The sequence below is a fragment of the Nostoc sp. genome (assembly GCF_036919575.1).
GTDB lineage: Bacteria > Cyanobacteriota > Cyanobacteriia > Cyanobacteriales > Nostocaceae > Nostoc.
In genome coordinates this window covers 1-18,963 of sequence record NZ_JBALBY010000112.1, presented here as the reverse complement: position 1 = coordinate 18,963, position 18,963 = coordinate 1, and the positions used below count along the sequence as shown (strand labels likewise).

The window sequence follows — 18,963 nt, the reverse complement described above, 5'->3', positions numbered from 1 at the left end:
CGGCGATTTATCACCAGTTCTTATATCATCAAAATTAAAACTTCCAAAACTTAAAAATCAAAATCTTATATAGTGCAGTTGTGCCAATTTTCCTCCAATATATCCCCTTTTTCTGTTGCTAATTCTTCCAATGTACAAGAAGTTAAAACCATTATTAGTCGCGCTTGATTTTCAAGAGTTTTTAATTCTTCAATATGAATCATATTAAAATTCTCTAAATTCCCCGCTGCTTGTTTTACCAAAACTTGTAAAATCCTAAATGCCCCATCTGATAAAGGTGGGTTTCCGCAATAATTTTCTAACCTTCCACCTTGACGATAATTGGGAAACGCTTCTAAACCAACAAACCGCAAAAACCAATCTGCGCGATAATGTTTATGATTAGCAGCAACAATACCTTGATAATCAGCAATTAATTCATCAAGCATATTATTTCGCATTGAACCAAAAACCCGTTTGGTAAAATAGTGACAGCACTCGTGTTCTAGGCGAATCGTCAGGCATAAATGCAACCATTCTGCTTCATCTAGCCCTAGTTCTGCTGCACCAACGGCGCTATAATTGCCTTGACTGAGAATGATAACAAAGTCTTGGTAAAGATGTTTTTGAGGTATCAAGCGTTGAAATTCCGCTTTCCACTCTATTTCTGTTGCAGGTTGTTCTTGCTGTGTTTCCCATTCTTGGCGGTAGTAACTAATACGTTCCCAGTTGTTGAAACCACTAACAGCAGCAGCTCCCATTGAGTCAGGAATGCTGACGGGTTCATTACGCTTAGTCAAAGCCTGCACCAAGGCGATAAAATCTGCTCTACATCCAGCAATTAAAATCGGAATTTCCCCTGCTAAAGTAGGATGGATGATTAATTGCAGTGATTCTGGTTTTTCTAATTCTAAACCAATCGCCTCTGCCATACTATCGGCAGGATTTCCCTTACGCGTAGCGGCGCGATAGTTTTCAGTTTCGCTAATTCCAGCACGAATAGGAAATTGCAATTGTACTAATGCTGAACGCAAAGCGGTGAATGTACCCAAATCTTGCGCCCGTGCATGATAGCGTTTCCAGGCTATGACATGGGGTTCTGATGGTAGGGGAAAGGTACTATTAGGTGATAGATTTGTAGAATTAAAAGTATTTTGGTTATAGGCTAAAAGTTCTGTAATTTCTTCTGGTGTTGCTCCCAATTCAGATAAAACTTGAGAGCGATGATTAAGTTGAATAGGCATGGTGTTGACACTTACCTGTAACGAATGTTTCTGCTATTTCTTGAATCTCGTGATTTATGGTTTCTTAAACTGTCCAAAGTAAAATAAACTCTCCGGGGAAGTGTTTCTTTTCCTTTGGCTTTAACATGGCTAAAAAAGGCAAGGGCTTAATTCCTCATTAGGAAACCCTATATTGGAGATTTTATTTATTGGTTATATGTAAATATAATTACTCAAAATTACTCTGCCTGAATTAACCTTGCATAGTAACCCTCTGTATTCTTCATTTCCTCGTGAGTACCCCGTTGCGCCACCTTCCCCCGTTCCAACACAATAATTTCATCACAGTCGCGAATAGTACTAAGACGGTGGGCGACAATAACACAAGTGGAACCCCGCCGTCGGATATTCCTATCAATAATCTTTTCAGTCTCTGTATCCAAGGCGCTAGTCGCCTCATCCATCACTAAAATGGCTGGGTTATTTACCAAAGCGCGGGCAATTTCTAGACGCTGGCGCTGTCCCCCGCTTAAATTTGCTGCACTTTCGAGCAATTTTCCATCCAGTCCCCCAGACATAGCCATGACAACATCTAAAATGGCAGCATCTTGGCAGGCTTTCATTAATTGAGTGTTACTAATAGTTTCATCCCACAGCGTTAAATTATCGCGTACCGTACCACCAAACAAGAAAATTTCTTGCTCTACCATAGCCAGAGAATTAGTTAAAACTGGACGGGGAATGTTTTGTTTGAGAATACCATCAAAAAGTATTTCCCCATCCCAAGGTTGGTAGAGTCCAGTAACAAGTTTGGAAAGAGTGGACTTACCCGAACCACTACCACCAACAAAAGCCACCCTTTGTCCTGGTTTGAGAGTACAACTAAAGTTTTGAATTAATGGTTCATCAACTCGACTATAACCGAAGGTAATATTCCGTAACTCTATGTGGCCCTGCAAGCGATAAGGAATACTTGGTGCAGCATAGTGAGTTGGTAACTTATCATTTTCCGTTTGTACTTGCAATGCTGGGTTGATGGGATTGGATAGCACATCATCTAAGCGATTTAAATCCCCATCTAGTTCCTGAATTTTATTTCCCAAACCAACCAAGGTATTAACTGGTTCTTCAAATTTCTGCATCAAAGTTTGAAAAGCTACTAACATCCCGATGGTGAGGTGTCCATCAATCACTCGTAACCCGCCAATCACTAACAGCAACATGGAAGTCAGAGAATTCAACAAAGGCGGCACTAGTCCTACCAGTCGGTCAGTCTGGCCTAATTCCTGCTCTGCATTGGTGGCTTTAGCATAATATCCAGCCCAGCGGCTAAAAAAATCAGACTCCAAAGCAGCAGACTTGATAGTTTCAATACTTTGTAATGCACCGATTTCCACCCCAGCAATCTTACCGTAATCTTGAGTTAGGCGCATACTGGCATCAATCCGACGACGGGCAACTAAACCTAGCACCATAACGTTGATAATCAAAGCAATAATACCAATCAAAGTTAGTACCCAATCATAAGCCAGCATTACTATGCCATACAAGACAAGCATAACTGCATCAATGGAGGTTCTCGCTAATTCACCAGATAGAATTTCTGCTACTTTACTGTTGAGGCTTACACGATTGCTAATTTCCCCGGCAAATCGTTGAGCATAGAAACCGACAGGCAAACGGAGAATATGCCATAAGAATTGACCAGTCATACCGATAGATAGCTTGATCTGCAAATATCTCAGCTTTCTCAGTTGCAAGAAAGTCAGCACTGCTTGCAGTATGACTACAACGCCCATACCTAATAACAGGGGTTTCAACCAATCTATCCGATTTTGCATCAGGATATCATCAACAAAGACTTGGCTGAAAGCAGCTAGTGTTAATTGGGGAATTACGAGCAAAAAGCCAGCGAGAATACAGAACAACAATTCACCAAAGGATTTTTGTAACCGCGTCAGTAAGGCTTTGATGATACTGGGTTTGTGACCACCTTTTTTAAACTCTGGCCCTGGCTCCATAATTAAAACCACGCCAGTATATGCTTCGTCAAATTCCTGAATTGTCACACTGCGGGGGCCTGTGGCGGGATCATTCAACCAGACCCTTTCTCCGATAAAACCCTCAACCACTAGAAAGTGATTAAAGTTCCAAAAAACAATATAGGGCGGCTGAAATTCTTTTAGTTGGGCGAGTTCTTTTTTAAACCCTTTTGCCTGCATCCCATAATTACGGGCTGCTTTCAAAACATTCGAGGCTTTAGAACCATCACGGGAAACACCGCAGCTAGTACGCAATTCTGCTAAAGGTAAAATTAGACTGTAGTAACGTAAGATAATTCCCAAAGCTGCTGCTCCACATTCCACCGCTTCCATTTGTAAAAGCGTTGGCGTTTTCACACGGATATTTCCTACTCTCGGTGGTTCAGAACTAGATTTTTTTGAGTCGGATTTTTTGACAACTTTTTCAAGTAATTGCATTGTTATTAATCAAATTGATTGTTTTTATTTTGAATTTTTGAGACGTGAAGCGGATTAAAGCAGGGTATTTTTAATTAGGAATTACTTCATCCCTACTAATTCTCGAAGTATGGGGAGAACAAAGGTGATTGGCGCTCTTTCTTCGATAGTGACACGGACAGAAGTAGTAGTACCTGTAGTAATTTCAGACTCAGGGCCTTTAGAAGATGACCACTTGTAGCCGCTAATGGTACTGGAATCTCTGATTAAGTCAGCATTGACTTGGATAGCCGCACCATTCTGACCGATTAAGCTCATCGCTACTTCTGGATTACCAATCAAAGAAGTTGCTCCTTCTTTGGTTATAGGAAAGGGAGAAACATTAACAATTTTGCCAAGAATACCGCCAAATCGTTCTCGTTGCACGGTATCAGGAGTAATGGAGATAGACATTCCAGAACGGATTTGTTTACCGTCTTTGATGGGGAAATAAGCTATCATACTAGGAGCCTCATTATCATTACTTCCCGTCCTAAGAGTTCCTAAACGAGTGCCGGGTTGAATAACTTGGCCAAGAGTAGCAGTTAATTCTAAGACACGTCCGTCTTGACTGCTTAAAATGCGACTATTTTGGGTAATTTGTTGTTCAAGTCTGACAATTTCTCGGTTGACCTCTTGAATTTCCTTATTGCGCTGATTCTGGCTTTCAAGATTTTCTTGAGCTAGACGTTTTTCTTGTGTTTCTAGTTCTTGCAGTTTGCCTTGGATGTCACTAATCGATCCCAGATTGTCTAAATATTCGCGCTCTGTTTTGGTATTTTCCAAAACCAGTTGTCGCAACTGTGTTTGAATTTCACCTGTTGACCGCAGGTTTTGTAAGTAGTTTTGCTCTGTTTGCGTTTCATTGATATCGAGTTGTTTTAATTCTGATTGTAATTGAGCTACGCTCTGAAGTCCCTGTTGATACTCTTGTTGTGCCTGCAAAAATGAATCTGCGGCGATCGCTCCGATTTTCGCTAAGTCGCGGCGCTTCTGGAATCTTTCCTCAAATATCGGAATTAGGGATTGAGCATCTTTTAAACGTTGCTTGATGCTAATTCGCTGTTGGGTTAGAGCTGTTAATCCCTGATTTTTAAGTACAGGGGTAAGGCTTTGAATATCTTTTAAGCGTTCCCGGAGATTTATTTCCTGTTCTTTAATAGCATCCAACCCTTTTGTTTTCAGCACAGGAGTTATTAAACGAGAATCTTGCAAGCGTTTTCTCAGGGTTGTGCGGGAAGCTGCGATCGCACTTTTTTCTAACTGCATTCGCTGATTAGCCAATGACAATGAATCGTCAGCTTGTATTTTTAATTGTTGTAGTTTTCCTTTTGTTAGCTGTAATTGCTGTTTCAAATCAACTGGATCTATCATTGCTAATAGTTCATCTTTCTTGACGTATTGCCCACTTTTGACATACAAATATTTTAATTGTCCAGAAATAGAAGATTGAAAATCAACAACTTGCCGGGGTTGAATTAATACACCCCGTCCATCTATGTTGATGGGAATGCGTCCGAAAATACTCCAAATCAAGCCAACAGTTGTTAAGCCAGCAAAAACCATCAGTATCAGCCAATCTTTTGGATTAACAACCTGCATCAGTTGATCCAAGCGCTCTGGGGAAGATAAACGCTCTACAGACTCTTGCCGAAAGATTTTTTCTTTACTTTTATCTTGATTTAAAACCATTCTTGTTAGTGATCAGTTATCAATTGTTAATGGGAATCGTGATTGAGTTATGAACCTCTCTATAACCCATATATCTAATGCCGAAGTTGTTGAATCATCCATTCAAAACGTTTACCAGCGATCGCTGTTCCTTCGAGTAAGTCCATATCGAGTTCGTCTTCTGCTTCAATATCCTCTGATAGCAACTCCAGGCTTTTGTTCGTAAAGTTAGCAGCACTGCCACGGGACAGTAAATCTAAACAACGATTAGATAAAATCAAGGCAAGAGAGCGATAAAAACGACATGCAAATCCCCTATCTTCCTGAAATTTTGTAGATAGTTTGGACTGTGGTAATGCCAAAACCAAAGCATTTTCCATTGTTTTAACACTTGCTGAAGCAACGCCCCCATCAACAAAGGACATTTCACCTAAGATTTCACCCTTAACACGCTGGGCAACTTTTTTCTCCTGCCCTGAGCCATTGTGATTAATAGTGACATAAATACCTAACATACCTTCCAATAGGAGATAAACGGCTGGAACTGCTTGCTCCTGCTGAATTAAAACTGTTCCTAATCCTGCCTTTGTTAATACTCCATTGCTAATCATCCAGGAAATATCACTATCATTTAAAGTTGCAAACACTACCAAAACTTTTCTTAATGGTTCTCCTTCTTTAATATTTTGAGTTGCCATTAGCTTAGTTAATTTACGTAGTCGTTCAGATAAGTTGATCGCCAGGAGATGGTAAAAACGGGCAGCAAAATCCTTATCGCTCTCCAATCGGTCTGTCAGTTGTTGTTTAGGTAAGATTAAAAGCTCTGAAGTCTCAACAACTTTTACTGTTACAGTTGCTAATTGTTGGTCTAGCAACAGCGTTTCTCCAATTACTTCACCAGCAGAAAACGTAGTGAGTTGTTGCTGACTTGTTCCTGAGGAAGATAAAGTAACAGCTAGATTACCACTCATGCAAATATATATAGATGAGGTAGACTTACCCTCTTCGATCAATATCGTTTCTGGTTGGTAAGTTTTCTTTTGCCCAATTGATTCCAGCCAATCGAAATCACCGTCTTTAAGAGCGCGGAAAAAAGGAAAGTCAAAAAGATTTTTTTTCATGGCACTTTGTTCTACAAGATACAATCTCAAAAAAATAGTCTAATTTAGGATTTACGCATTGAGCCTGAAACCTTAATCTCTCTGAGCAAACCATAAAACACGAGAAGGTCTATAGACCTCTTTTTAAGGTGTTGGGGATCTGATTGTGTAAGTTCTATGATTGATAGCATCGCTTAGACAATACCGATATCAGGCTGAGTTCAAAGGCTTAAACAGTTGTTCCCATGAGGCGAGGCTTTTCATTAAGGAAAGATACCTTTTCCAGCATTTTTCCCGAATCACAACAAGCTACTTCTTCGCTAGATATGAATGAGATTATTTATACAGTCCAGAAATATACAAACTAGTCCTTGGATTTTGAAATAAATCCAAAAGTCTATTTTTGCACGCTTCTAGGCTATGTTACATAACACTGAAATAACAACCGGAAAATTACTATATATATATTATGAAAAATTCAAATCTAGTTATTTTTTACGTATATTTACTCGAATAATAACCGAAGAATTACTATATATATATTATGAAAAATTCAAATCTAGTTATTTTTTACGTATATTTACTCGAATAATTAAGCCTTGATGACATAAATTTACAAAAATTATATAATGGTTCCACCATATATAAAGCTGTTTAGTTTCAAAAGATCACTGAGAACAAAGGAAATTTGTTTACATAAATTTTTTATCGAGTTTGTGATATTGGCACTAGATATGGGAACAATAAAGCAGCCAACAGCCTACTTCGGAAATTACCGAGAATATCTGTTATCAGCCATCAAAGTTTTCAAAATAACAAAGATTAGGAGAGTTAATATTGTTTATACGTGAGCGACTAAACCAAAATAATAGGTACTTCCAAGAAGATTCAGAAGACAACTCAGCTTGGCTTCCCAGCACCTTTGCAGAAGTGATTGCGAGAGTAAAAAACTTTGCCCTTGGGGAGTTTGACCGCGAAGTTGTTGAAAATCAGCTTTACTACCATACGCGCGAACATCTAAATCATGTACAGCGCCGAGCAAATGCCATTTTTCAGGTAATTTGTCCTTATTGGCGAGCGTCATTAGGTAAGGAGGTGACACCAGAGTACATAACACGCACAAATCTGTTGCTAGAACTGTGTGCAGTTGCTCATGACATGATTCAGATTTTTGTTCCCCAAACCCAGCCTCATACTTCCAGACGGCGTGAACCTGGGGTAAGTGAAAATCTAACTTTTGAAAAACTATTGAATTATATAAAAGGAGTAAATCAGCAGTTAAAGAAGCATTGTATTGATAATTCTGCCCTGTTTACAGATGCAGATATATCGATTATTCAAGATGCTATCGAAGCTACCATTTGCATCTACGATCCATCTGACCAAGGCATTTATCAACCTGCCCTTTACGATCAAACCAGAGATTTATCTGTTGTGGCTTGTATCATTGCCCTTGCAGATATTGGTTCATTAGGGATAGATGGCATAGATGCTTACAACCAGGAAGGCAGCCTGCTTTTTTTAGAAGAAAATCCAGATGTCGTACCCGTTATTTTAAATCAAACAACTGCAACTTTAGCTGTGGATAATCCAGAACTTTATGAGAATATCCGACAACGCCTTTTAAAACGCGCTCGCTTTCAAGTCAGTTTTGCCAAATCTCGACTCATGCGTTATCTCCAGGAAATTGCCAGCCTTCCAAAAGAAGCAATCCAAATTTTGACTTGTGAAACTTTTCAATATTTAAATCCTCAGACAATTCAAGAAATTGAATTAACTACACCCACAGATGAAGATACATCTTTGGAAGACTTGATTGAATTTTTTCAATTAGAATTGGTGATGGGGAATGATTAAACCCACGGGACTTGTTAAAAGTAATCAGTCAGTAAATAAAAGCATGAATTCGTAGCGGTTTTAAACGCAGAGGGACGCCAAGTTTTTTCAAGAGAGAGGATTGGCTATGAACTTACGAAATTATGTGCTAAGACCTAGTTACCAATTACTAATTATTAATCAATTATGTTAATGTTACTTTTCTATATTGGCAGTAATGTGTATGCAATAGAAAGTTCTCATGTAGTGGAAGTGATTCCGAGAGTAACATACAGAGAAGTTCATCATGTACCAAATTATGTAGCTGGGTTATTTAATTATCGGGGTGCAATTGTTCCAGTGATTGACCTTTGTCAATTAATTCGAGGAAAACCAAGCCAAGCCTACCTGAGTACCCGCGTCTTTATTGTTAGTTATCCGGCTGAAGAATCTGACAAATTGAAATATGTAGGCTTAATGGCAGAACGAGTCATAAAAACAGTCAAAAAATCAGCAAGCGAATTTTTAGCATCTGGTATTCAAACAAGTGAAGCACCCTATTTGGGCAAAATGATTATGGATGAATCAGGCATGATTCAACATATTGATTTAGAACGCCTACTTAGCATTTTAAAGCAGATAAATTTATTAGAATCTGGAGTATAGTGTACAGATGTCCTTGACAGATATTGAAAAACTCCTAAGTAAAAAGATTGGCGTTGATTGTAATATTATTGGCTCCAGAAAAATTGTCAAAGCCGTAGATAATCGCTGCTCTGCTTGTAGTTTAAGCGACTTAAAAACTTATCTTCAACTTTTACAAACTTCCCCAGAAGAATTTACCGAACTAGTTGAACAAATAGTTGTTCCAGAAACATATTTTTTTCGCGATCGCAAATCATTTGATTTCCTGATCAACTTTGGGCGATCGCAGTGGTTAACTAAATCCAGTCATGGCACACTGCGTCTATTAAGTGTCCCTTGTTCGACTGGTGAAGAACCTTATTCAATAGCGATCGCTCTTATGGAAGCAGGTTTATCACCTTCACAGTTTCGCATTGATGCAATTGATATTAGCAAACAAGCGATCGCCAAAGCACAGCAAGGAATTTATGGTAAAAATTCATTTAGAGGTGAAGTGTTGGTTGACCGAAACCGCTATTTTCAGCAAACAGCAGAAAAATATGAAATTTGCCCATCGGTGCGAAATACAGTGAATTTAAAGCAGGGAAATCTACTAAATATGTTTTTTAATGTGCAACTAAAGTATGATGTTATCTTCTGCCGCAACTTGTTAATCTATCTGGAAGATTCTGCCTGTACTGAGGTCTTAAAGACCCTGAATCGTCTATTGTTGCCAAATGGATTACTTTTTGTTGGGGCTGCTGAAACCGCAAAAGTTCCTAGTAATCTCTTTACCTCAATTCGCCAACCTTTCACCGCTTATAGGAAAAAGGCAGAAGGAACGATAAGTAAGAGTTTGCATCATCCACTAATTGAAAACCGCCAAGTTGAAAATATCAGAGGAGCAAAAAAACAGAATAGCCAAACTAAAAAGGTAAGCTCTGAAACTTCTTCTATTTCTTACTCCCTATCCTCTACTCCCAGCTTACCAGAAAGGCTGACCAAACATACCTCGTTTTTGCCAACCATTCCCAATGATTCAGAAACAGAACTATCTTTGAAAGAAACTCAGTTATCTATTCCAGAAAATAGTTTAAGTCTGGAACTGGCTAAACAATTAGCCGATGGAGGACAGATAGAAGCTGCAATCAAATATTGTAATGAATATTTGTCAGGTGTTTCTTCTACTAATGCCCAAGCTTATACCTTACTGGGGACACTGTATCAGGCAAAAAGCAACTATGTTCAGGCTGAACAATTTTTCCGAAAAGCGCTTTATTTAAATCGCAATGATTACGAAGCACTGATGCACCTTACCCTTTTAAAAGAACATCGTGGCGATTTGGTTGGTGCATTCATTCTGAGAGAGCGAATTCAGAAGCTACAGCAAAATTTTTAACAAGAAAGTGGCGGGTCTGAATCCCCCACTAATTAATTCTGAATCCTTCTTCAACTATCAACATAAAAAGACAGGTAAACAATGATGGTGAGCAACGTGTTTAAAGATCAATCCTTACAAGGTCGGATCATGACTGCCTTTATGTTTATGGGGGCATTGGTTCTGATTGTGGCACTAGTTGGTTTGATTGGGACATTTCGCTTGAGTACCAATATTAATACGTTAAGCAATAATAGTTTACCAAGCCTAGTAGGGTTGTGGAAAATAAATGAAGGACAAACCCAAATTGAATCCTCAGAACGGGCTTTATTAATCACGGGATTGACCCTACAGGAACGACAAGCCGAATTAACTCGAATTAAGAATGCTTGGGATCAAATTGACGATGGATTTAAGCAATACGAAACTGCTCCGCGAAGTGCCGAGGAAGAGAAAATCTATAAAAAACTCCAAGAAAACTGGAATAAATGGAAAAACGATCATGAAGAACTTCTCAAAGTCAATCAGCAATTTGAGAGTTTCGGAATTTTTCATCCATATAGGAGGGAAGTAGAACTTCTGATTCAGAACCAGGCAGCTTCTCCAGAAATGGTAACTGTTAAAAAAGCCGCAGATGCTTTAAATCAACTCCGCGATCGCGCCAAACTAAATCGCGTCACATTTGAAGCTGCAACTGGGTCAATCTTAGAAGACTTAAAAATCAACGAAAATATTGTTACCCAAGCCAAAAAAGAGGCAGAAGAAAGCGCTAATCAGTTCAAATTTTGGTCTATCGTTACAATGCTGCTAGGCCCTACAGTTGCAATTATCTTAGGACGGTTTATTAGCCAAGGTTTAATTCGCCAGATTCAAAAATCTGTCGTCCAAATTACCACCTCTACTACTCAAATTGCCGCATCCGGTAAGGAATTAGAGGCTACGGTTGCAGAACAGGTTGCTTCCACCAATGAAGTCACAGCAACTGCTCTAGAAATTGCCGCCACCTCTAAAGAACTGGTAAAAACGATGGATCAGGTGGCGGGAATGGCTCAAGCCACAGCAACTTCAGCAAACCATAGCCAAGATGAACTCTCAAAGATGGAAGTTGTGATGCGACAACTGACAGAGGCTACTATTTCCATCTCTTCCAAGCTCGGAGCGATGAATAATAAAGCCAGTAATATTAACAATGTGGTGGTAACAATTACCAAAGTTGCGGATCAGACTAGCATCCTGTCCTTAAACGCAGCAATTGAAGCCGAAAAAGCTGGAGAGTATGGTGCAGGATTTGCCGTCGTTGCTAGAGAAATTCGGCGGTTGGCTAATCAAACTGCTGTCGCCACGCTAGAAATTGAGCAAATTGTTAAAGATATGCAATCAGCAGTCACAGTGGGCGTGATGGAAATGGATAAATTCAACAAATCGGTGAGCGATAGTGTTGAGCGCGTCAGCAAGATTAGTTATCAAGTTGGCGAGGTGATTAACAAAGTACAAAGTCTGCCTCCCAGGTTTGAGCAGGTGAGCCAGAGTATAGAAGAGCAATCCGAAGGCGCACAGCAAATTAGTGAGGCAATGGGACAATTAAGCCAAGCCTCCGAGCAAACAGTTGATGCTTTGCGTGAGAGTAATAACGCCTTAGAGCAATTAGATGATGCTGCCAGAGGATTGCGAAACTCAATTTCCTCTAGGAATTAATCAGAGCAAATGACTAATGAGTAATGATTTAGAGAATTCATCTGCTTCCTTGAGCCAAATAATTGATCGTCCTGTTTTAAACGATTGCTGGAATAAAATTGGGGTGATGGGCGATCGCTCCTGTCCAGAACTAAAAAATGTCATTCATTGTCATGAATGTCAAGTTTTTGCGGCGGTTGGGGATAGTTTGTTAGAACGGGAGCCACCACTTAATTATGTAGATGAGTGGATTAGTGTACTGGAAGAAACACCTGTTGATGAAGAAACCCAAAACAATGAAACCATTATAAAGACAGCATCAGCTATTTCTGTGATGATTTTTCGTCTAGGGAATGAGCAATTAGCTTTAAGTGCCAAAGTTTTACAAGAAGTTACTCACCCCTGTGTGATTCAACCTCTACCCCACCGAAGCAACGAGTTATTTTTGGGGCTAGTAAATATTCGGGGAGAAACTTTGTTGTGTGCGTCCCTGAGCAATTTATTAAACTTAAACTTAGAATCAATTGAAGAAAAATCCTCAACTCCCAAATCTGTAAATACACAACGAATGATGGTGGCAGGATACCAAAATGATAAGTGGGTGTTTCCAGTTGATGAGGTTTACGGCATTTACCGTTTTCACCTTAACGAGTTACGAGATGCACCTGTTGTTATAGCCAAAGCTGCTCAAGCTTACACCCAAGGCATAATTAACTGGCAGACCAAGAAAGTCAATTGTCTTGACTTTGAATTATTATTTTATACCCTCAATAGTAAAATCTTGTAGCCGGTGCAGGTAAGCATACCTCGCTCTAAACAGACGCGGCTAAAGCCACAGATTTGAATGATCACCGAAGAGAGACAATTGTCCAGGTGACTGAGTTTTCGGCTTACCGAGTTACCTTATGAATGATTACAACCTATTAGATTTGTTTTGCCAGGAAATCGAGACTCAGGTATCCATCCTGAAAGAATCTCTAACTACACTGAGAACGCAACCATCTTCCCTAACTGACCTGGAACAAGCAACTAAAGCAGTACACTCGATCTGGGGAAGCGCTAAATTTGTCGAAAGGGAAGCGGCTGCTAATTTAGCACAAATTATGAAGGAGTGCTTTCTTGCCGCCCAAAACAGTACTGTTACCCTCGGTGACGAACAAATTGATCTTTTACTTCATAGCTGCCATTTACTCTTGAGTATTGGCAAAGCAGCAGAAGTAGAATTTGAACATTGGATGTCAGAACATTCTTGGGAACTCTCAACAACTCAAAAAGCTATCTCAATTTTTTTGGGATCTGGAACAACAAATGTGTCTTTCCAAAAACAGGAAATAGCAGCTAATCTATCTCCTTCATCAACTTTCTCATCTTCGGAATCAACAGTAATTACAACTGAGGCAGTCAGTCAATCATCTATTATTTTTGTTCAAGAACTGGAACCGGAAATTAACGTTAGACTTAATCCTTGGTCAGAAGCACACAGTACATTAGTTATCTCTAACGCTTCTACTCAAGAAATCCCTCCCATCACTGTAACTGCATCGGAGAATTTAACTCCCATAGTGAACGATGACGGTTCCATGATGGATTTGTTTCGCTTGGAACTGGAGACGCAGGTTAATCTGATGAATGAGGGATTGCTAGCATTAGAAAACAATCCTAAATCTGCCCAGGCATTAGAAACTTTAATGCGGGCGGCTCACTCTATAAAAGGAGCTGCTAGGATTGTTGGTCTTGATGCAGTAGTCAACTTAGCTCACGTTATGGAGGACTGCTTTGTTGCAGCCCAAAATAAAAAAATTACGCTGAATTCTGACCACGTTGATATCCTCTTATCAGGAGTAGATTTATTGCAAGGCATCAGCCAAGTAAGTAATGCAGAGTTGCCTAATTTGTTGGCAAACCAGAATGCAGCTTTTACCCTGACGCAATCAGCAGTCGCTGCAATTTTGAATCCGCAAGTTGCGCCTTTACCAGCAGGTGAGGTGAGTCATAAACAGGCGAACACAGAAATATCTGCATCTCCAAGTTTGAGCCAAGTCACTCCCGAATTAATTCCAGAGTCACCTGCTGCATCCCGAAATCTGTCTCCCTCATCAACAGAGTTTCCTAATCATCAAAAGACATCACAATCTCTTTCTTCTGAGGAGAAGAGTCTGGCAACATCTACATCTGAACAAATCCCGGCACAAGATCGGGTAGTGCGGGTAAGTGCAGAAAACTTGAACCGGATTATGGGTTTAGCCGGGGAATCTTTAATCGAAGCTAACTGGTTGCAACCCCATGCAGACTCGATGATGTCCTTAAAATGGCGTTTGGTAGAGTTGTCGAGAACTTTAGAAAAATTACAGGACACTTTAGATCAGGGGAATTATGAACAAGATGGAAAACAGTATTTAGAAGAAGCAAGACACAAAGAACAAGAGTGCGTTAACTTGTTGAGCGATCGCCTGAATGAATTAGAATTATACGCACAACGGACTGCAAATTTATCTGACCGCCTTTACCGAGAAGTGATTACTTCCAATATGCGTCCGTTTGCAGATGGTATCCAAGGTTTTCCTCGGATGATTCGTGATTTAGCACGCAAGTTAAACAAGGAAGTCAAGTTAGAAATTGTCGGGAAAGCAACATCTGTAGACAGGGACATTCTCAAGAAGTTGGAAGCACCTTTGACGCATATCTTGCGAAATGCTACTGACCACGGAATTGAGTTACCCCAAGAACGAACAGCAGCCGGAAAACCATCTGAAGGTACAATCCGCTTAGAGGCATTTCATCGGGGAGGGATGTTAGTAATTACTATATCCGATGATGGACGAGGTATTAATCCAGATAACTTACGTCAGAAAATCATTAACAAAAACCTCGCAACTTCAGAAATGGCAACTCAATTTACAGATGCTGAATTGATGGAGTTTCTATTTTTACCTGGATTTTCCACTGCCAAGGAAGTAACAGAAATTTCTGGACGTGGTGTAGGGTTGGATATTGCTAAAAGTATGGCGCAGGAGGTGGGAGGAACGGTACGTGCTGTATCCCACGCTGGAAAAGGGACAAGTTTCTACTTCCAACTGCCGTTAACGCTTTCGGTTGTGCGAACGCTGTTGGTAGAAATTTCTGGCAAACCCTATGCTGTTCCTTTAGCCAGGATTGAGCAAATTGTGACATTAGAACAATCGGAAATTGCAGAGGTAGAAAATCGCCAATATTTTACAATGAATCAACAAAATATTGGATTAATCGCTGCCCATCAGGTATTAGAATTACCGGAATCTAAACAATTGTCTGGTTCGCTTTCGGTAGTTATAATTAGTGAGCAAGCTAGTATTTATGGATTGGTGGTAGACAAGTTTCTCGGTGAACGGGATTTGGTCGTTAGACCCCTTGACTCCCGCTTAGGTAAAGTGCGAGATATTAGTGCGACATCTTTATTAGGAGATGGCTCACCTGTTTTGATTGTAGATGTCTCAGATATGGTGAGGACAATAGATGCCATTCTGAATATTGGACAACTAAATAAAGTTAGGGTAGAGACAGCAGCAATTTTAGATCAGCGTCAGAAAATTTTGGTGGTAGATGATTCAATTACGGTGCGAGAAATGGAACGCAAGCTGTTAGAAAATCGTGGTTATAATGTAGATATTGCTGTGAATGGGGTGGAGGGGTGGAATGCTGTACGTACCAACCACTACGATTTAGTGATTAGCGATATTGATATGCCCCGGATGAATGGTATTGAACTGGTGCGGCAAATCAAAAGTCATCCCCGCTTGCACTCGCTACCTGTGATTATTGTCTCCTACCGCGATCGTACTGAAGATCGGATTCAGGGTTTGGAAGCCGGGGCTGATTACTACTTGACAAAAAGTAGTTTTCATGATTCAACGTTGATTGATGCTGTAGTTGATTTAATTGGTCGTTAAGATGAGAATAGCGATCGTTAACGACTTAACAATTGCAGTCACCGCACTACGACGGGTATTGCAGACATATCCTGAGTATCAAGTGGTTTGGGTTGCCCGTAATGGTGCAGAAGCGGTTACTAAATGCGCTCAGGATACACCTGATTTAATCTTAATGGATTTGTTGATGCCTGTGATGGATGGGGTAGAAGCAACGAAACAGATTATGCAAAATACTCCCTGTGCCATTGTTATAGTCACAGCTAATGCCGAGCAGAATGTTGCTTCAGTGTATGCAGCAATGGGTTACGGCGCAGTGGATGCGGTGAATACACCTGTTGTAGCTGGCTCAGATAAAGCCCAGAGTGAGAGTCAGTTGTTAGCCAAAATCGCTCGGATTGGCAAAACGTTAAAAAAATCTTCCGTCAGTACCAAGACAAAGTTACCGACTGCATCTCGGAATCGTGAAGGACAAAGTGATTTATCTGTGACAGTTCCTTTAGTAGTTATTGGGTCATCGACGGGAGGACCGAAAGCTTTAGCAACTATTTTATCAAAGCTACCTGCTAATTTTAATGCAGCGATCGCTATTATCCAACACGTTGATGCCCAGTTTTCGACTGGTTTTGTGGAATGGTTAGACCAGCAAACTCCATTATCGGTTAGATTGGCTGTTGCGGGCGATCGCTTCGGAGTGGGAACTGTAATAGTAGCGGGTACTAATGATCATCTATATTTAAAGCCAGATTTAACTCTTGGTTATACTAAAGACCCACTTGACTATCCTTACCGTCCATCAGTTGATGTATTTTTCAAAAGTCTGTCTCAACACTGGAAGCGTCAGGGAACAGCTATTTTGCTCACTGGTATGGGGCGAGATGGTGCCCAAGGATTAAGTGCTTTACGACTGCGAGGTTGGCATACAATTGCCCAAGACAAAGCCAGTTGTGTGGTGTATGGTATGCCGAAAGCGGCTGTTGAGTTAGATGCTGCTGTGGAGGTATTACCACTAGATGATATTGCTAGAATCTTGCTGAAAAAAATTTAAACTGAACATACTTTGTTAAAATTCTCTCCAAATACGATATAAGGCAATACAGTTCAGTTAAGCATTTCTTCCTTATCTTCCTTTGCGTCCTTTGCGGTTCGTTAAATTGACTTTGACAAAGAGTTTTAGCCTTAACCCAAGCGTATTGCGATATCAGGGACTTCCAAATTTAAAAATATCCAAAAATCTCATATAACAATCCTCTTTCCTCTTCCTATCTCTGTGTCCCCTGCGCCTCTGTGGTTCGCTTTCTTGAATAATTTATTTTTTGGAAATCCCTAACTTCTATGACATCTACAATAGACGAAAAAATAACCGTTTTACTAATTGACGACCAATCAATAATCGGTGAAGCTATTTCTCGAATGCTAGCCACTGAACCAGACATTGTGTTTCACTATTGTAGTGACCCGACACTCGCTCTCAAGGCAGCTAAAGATTGCAATCCAACCGTCATTTTGCAAGACCTTGTGATGCCTCAAATGGAAGGATTACTTTTAGTACGGTATCTCCGGTCCCAAGATTCCCCTACCTGCCATATTCCGCTAATTGTCTTATCCAGTAAAGAAGAACCTGTTATTAAAGCGAAAGCATTTGAATTAGGAGCAAATGACTATCTGATAAAGTTGCCTAACAATATGGAGTTAATTGCCCGTATTCGCTATCATTCCAAAGCGTATATAAATTTTCTTAAACGACAGGAAGCAGAAGCTCTGTTTAAAGAGGAAATTATGCGTCAAGCAGCATATATTGAGGAGGTAGATCGGGTGACATCTGCGGCTTCTGATGTGGAACGCGATGCTTTTCAACCAGATAAATTAGTAGAAGTTGCTAAACGTAGTGATGAGCTAGGACAATTGGCACGAGTTTTTACTAATATGGTTAAAACCGTTAAAGCACGCGAGAAAGAATTAATAACCGCTAATACGGAATTAGAATCTCTTCTCAAAGCTTACGGACGATTTGTACCTCATGAATATTTACGATTTTTACGAAAAGAAAAGATTACAGATGTCCAGTTAGGCGACCATGTTAGCAAAGTTATGGCAGTGATGTTTAGTGATATTCGTTCTTTCACAACTATCTCTGAAAATATGACTCCTCAAGATAATTTTAACTTTGTTAATGCCTATCTCAAGCGTGTCAGTCCAGAAATTCGCTCTCATTACGGTATTATCGTCAAGTTTTTAGGTGATGGGATGATGGCAGTTTTCCCTGAAGGCGCTGATGATGCAGTAGCTGCTGGTGTTGCTAAACAAAAACGGGTTCATGAATACAATGAGGAACGTGTAGAAAAAGGTTACTTACCTCTACAAGTTGGTATTGGTATTCATGTTGGCCACATGATGTTAGGGATGGTTGGTGAAGAAAATCGGATGCAGGGTGATGCTTTTTCTGACAATGTTAATTTAACAGCTAGGCTAGAAGGACTAACTAAGTTTTATGGTGTATCTTTGCTGATTTCTGAGCAGACATTAGAGCATCTAAGTAATTCGGCAAAGTATCAAATTCGCTTTTTAGATCGAGCCGTTGTGAAAGGACGAACTGAACCAATTTCTGTTTATGAAATTCTCGATGCAGAAATTGATGAAATCAAGTTTTTAAAACTCAAGTCTCAGCCGGATTTTGAACAAGCTTTAGATTATTATCGTCAAGGGAGTTTTGAACAGGCAAAGGTTTATTTGTCAAAAGTTTTAAGTGTAAATTCTGCTGACAAAACGGCTGATTTATATCTGAGTCGAGTCAATTATCTTTTAGAATCAGATAATAGGACAGAGAAATGGGATGGTGTTTGGCGTTTTACTGAGAAGTAAGTATTTATTATCAGGCATCATTTACTGACTTCAGTTTTTGCGACACCGAACAGCCCGTCGTAGACATCGCACTTAATTATACTTTGGCGAGAGTGAGAAATCCGGGTTAAGTTTGTACGTTACAGCAGAAATCATGTATTTGAACCACATCTGTCGTAGGGGCACAGCACTGCTCATTGGTGTCAACTTAAGCAAAAAGTCAGCATAAGATGTAATCTAAGAACATTGCAATTG

At 39.9% G+C, this 18,963-nt stretch carries 12 protein-coding genes; 8 read left to right on the top strand and 4 right to left on the bottom strand.

The genetic code is table 11. From position 1 onward, the window contains the following. Nucleotides 1-65: 65 nt before the first annotated feature. From V7K27_RS29515 to V7K27_RS29500, 4 genes are all read right to left on the bottom strand, one after another. The gene (locus V7K27_RS29515) at nucleotides 66-1,223 is read right to left on the bottom strand and encodes a DUF7005 family protein (protein ID WP_334952037.1); all 1,158 of its coding nucleotides are present in this window, start codon (nucleotides 1,221-1,223) and stop codon (nucleotides 66-68) included. Between the two features lie 218 nt (nucleotides 1,224-1,441). Further along, complete coding sequence (locus V7K27_RS29510; protein WP_334952036.1) at nucleotides 1,442-3,682, bottom strand: NHLP family bacteriocin export ABC transporter peptidase/permease/ATPase subunit; 2,241 nt, start codon at nucleotides 3,680-3,682, stop codon at nucleotides 1,442-1,444. Nucleotides 3,683-3,763: 81 nt separating this feature from the next. Further along, entirely contained in the window at nucleotides 3,764-5,392 is a 1,629-nt protein-coding gene (locus V7K27_RS29505; protein ID WP_334952035.1) for an NHLP bacteriocin system secretion protein, read from the bottom strand. Between the two features lie 74 nt (nucleotides 5,393-5,466). Continuing rightward, nucleotides 5,467-6,492 (bottom strand): cyclic nucleotide-binding domain-containing protein, encoded by a 1,026-nt coding sequence (locus tag V7K27_RS29500; protein WP_334952034.1) that lies wholly within the window; start codon nucleotides 6,490-6,492, stop codon nucleotides 5,467-5,469. Between the two features lie 816 nt (nucleotides 6,493-7,308). On the opposite strand from V7K27_RS29500, the gene V7K27_RS29495 reads away from it, so the two are divergent. The 8 genes from V7K27_RS29495 (at nucleotide 7,309) to V7K27_RS29460 (ending at nucleotide 18,729) form a co-directional block, all read left to right on the top strand. After that, complete coding sequence (locus V7K27_RS29495; protein ID WP_334952033.1) at nucleotides 7,309-8,328, top strand: hypothetical protein; 1,020 nt, start codon at nucleotides 7,309-7,311, stop codon at nucleotides 8,326-8,328. 165 nt (nucleotides 8,329-8,493) lie between these two features. Then, the gene (locus tag V7K27_RS29490) at nucleotides 8,494-8,952 is read left to right on the top strand and encodes a chemotaxis protein CheW (RefSeq protein WP_334952032.1); all 459 of its coding nucleotides are present in this window, start codon (nucleotides 8,494-8,496) and stop codon (nucleotides 8,950-8,952) included. A 7-nt stretch (nucleotides 8,953-8,959) separates the two neighbouring features. Continuing rightward, complete coding sequence (locus V7K27_RS29485; protein WP_334952031.1) at nucleotides 8,960-10,309, top strand: CheR family methyltransferase; 1,350 nt, start codon at nucleotides 8,960-8,962, stop codon at nucleotides 10,307-10,309. Nucleotides 10,310-10,393: 84 nt separating this feature from the next. Then, nucleotides 10,394-11,983, top strand: a complete 1,590-nt coding sequence (locus V7K27_RS29480) for a HAMP domain-containing methyl-accepting chemotaxis protein (protein WP_334952054.1) — start codon at nucleotides 10,394-10,396, stop codon at nucleotides 11,981-11,983. Between the two features lie 16 nt (nucleotides 11,984-11,999). After that, on the top strand, nucleotides 12,000-12,749 hold the full coding sequence (locus V7K27_RS29475) for a chemotaxis protein CheW (protein WP_334952030.1): 750 nt from the start codon (nucleotides 12,000-12,002) through the stop codon (nucleotides 12,747-12,749). A 118-nt stretch (nucleotides 12,750-12,867) separates the two neighbouring features. After that, nucleotides 12,868-15,888, top strand: coding sequence for a hybrid sensor histidine kinase/response regulator (locus tag V7K27_RS29470; protein WP_334952029.1), 3,021 nt, complete (start codon nucleotides 12,868-12,870; stop codon nucleotides 15,886-15,888). Between the two features lies 1 nt (nucleotide 15,889). Beyond that, a complete protein-coding gene (locus V7K27_RS29465; protein ID WP_334952027.1) occupies nucleotides 15,890-16,915 on the top strand; it encodes a chemotaxis response regulator protein-glutamate methylesterase in 1,026 nt (341 codons plus the stop codon). Between the two features lie 287 nt (nucleotides 16,916-17,202). Further along, on the top strand, nucleotides 17,203-18,729 hold the full coding sequence (locus V7K27_RS29460) for an adenylate/guanylate cyclase domain-containing protein (protein WP_334952026.1): 1,527 nt from the start codon (nucleotides 17,203-17,205) through the stop codon (nucleotides 18,727-18,729). Nucleotides 18,730-18,963 lie beyond the last annotated feature (234 nt).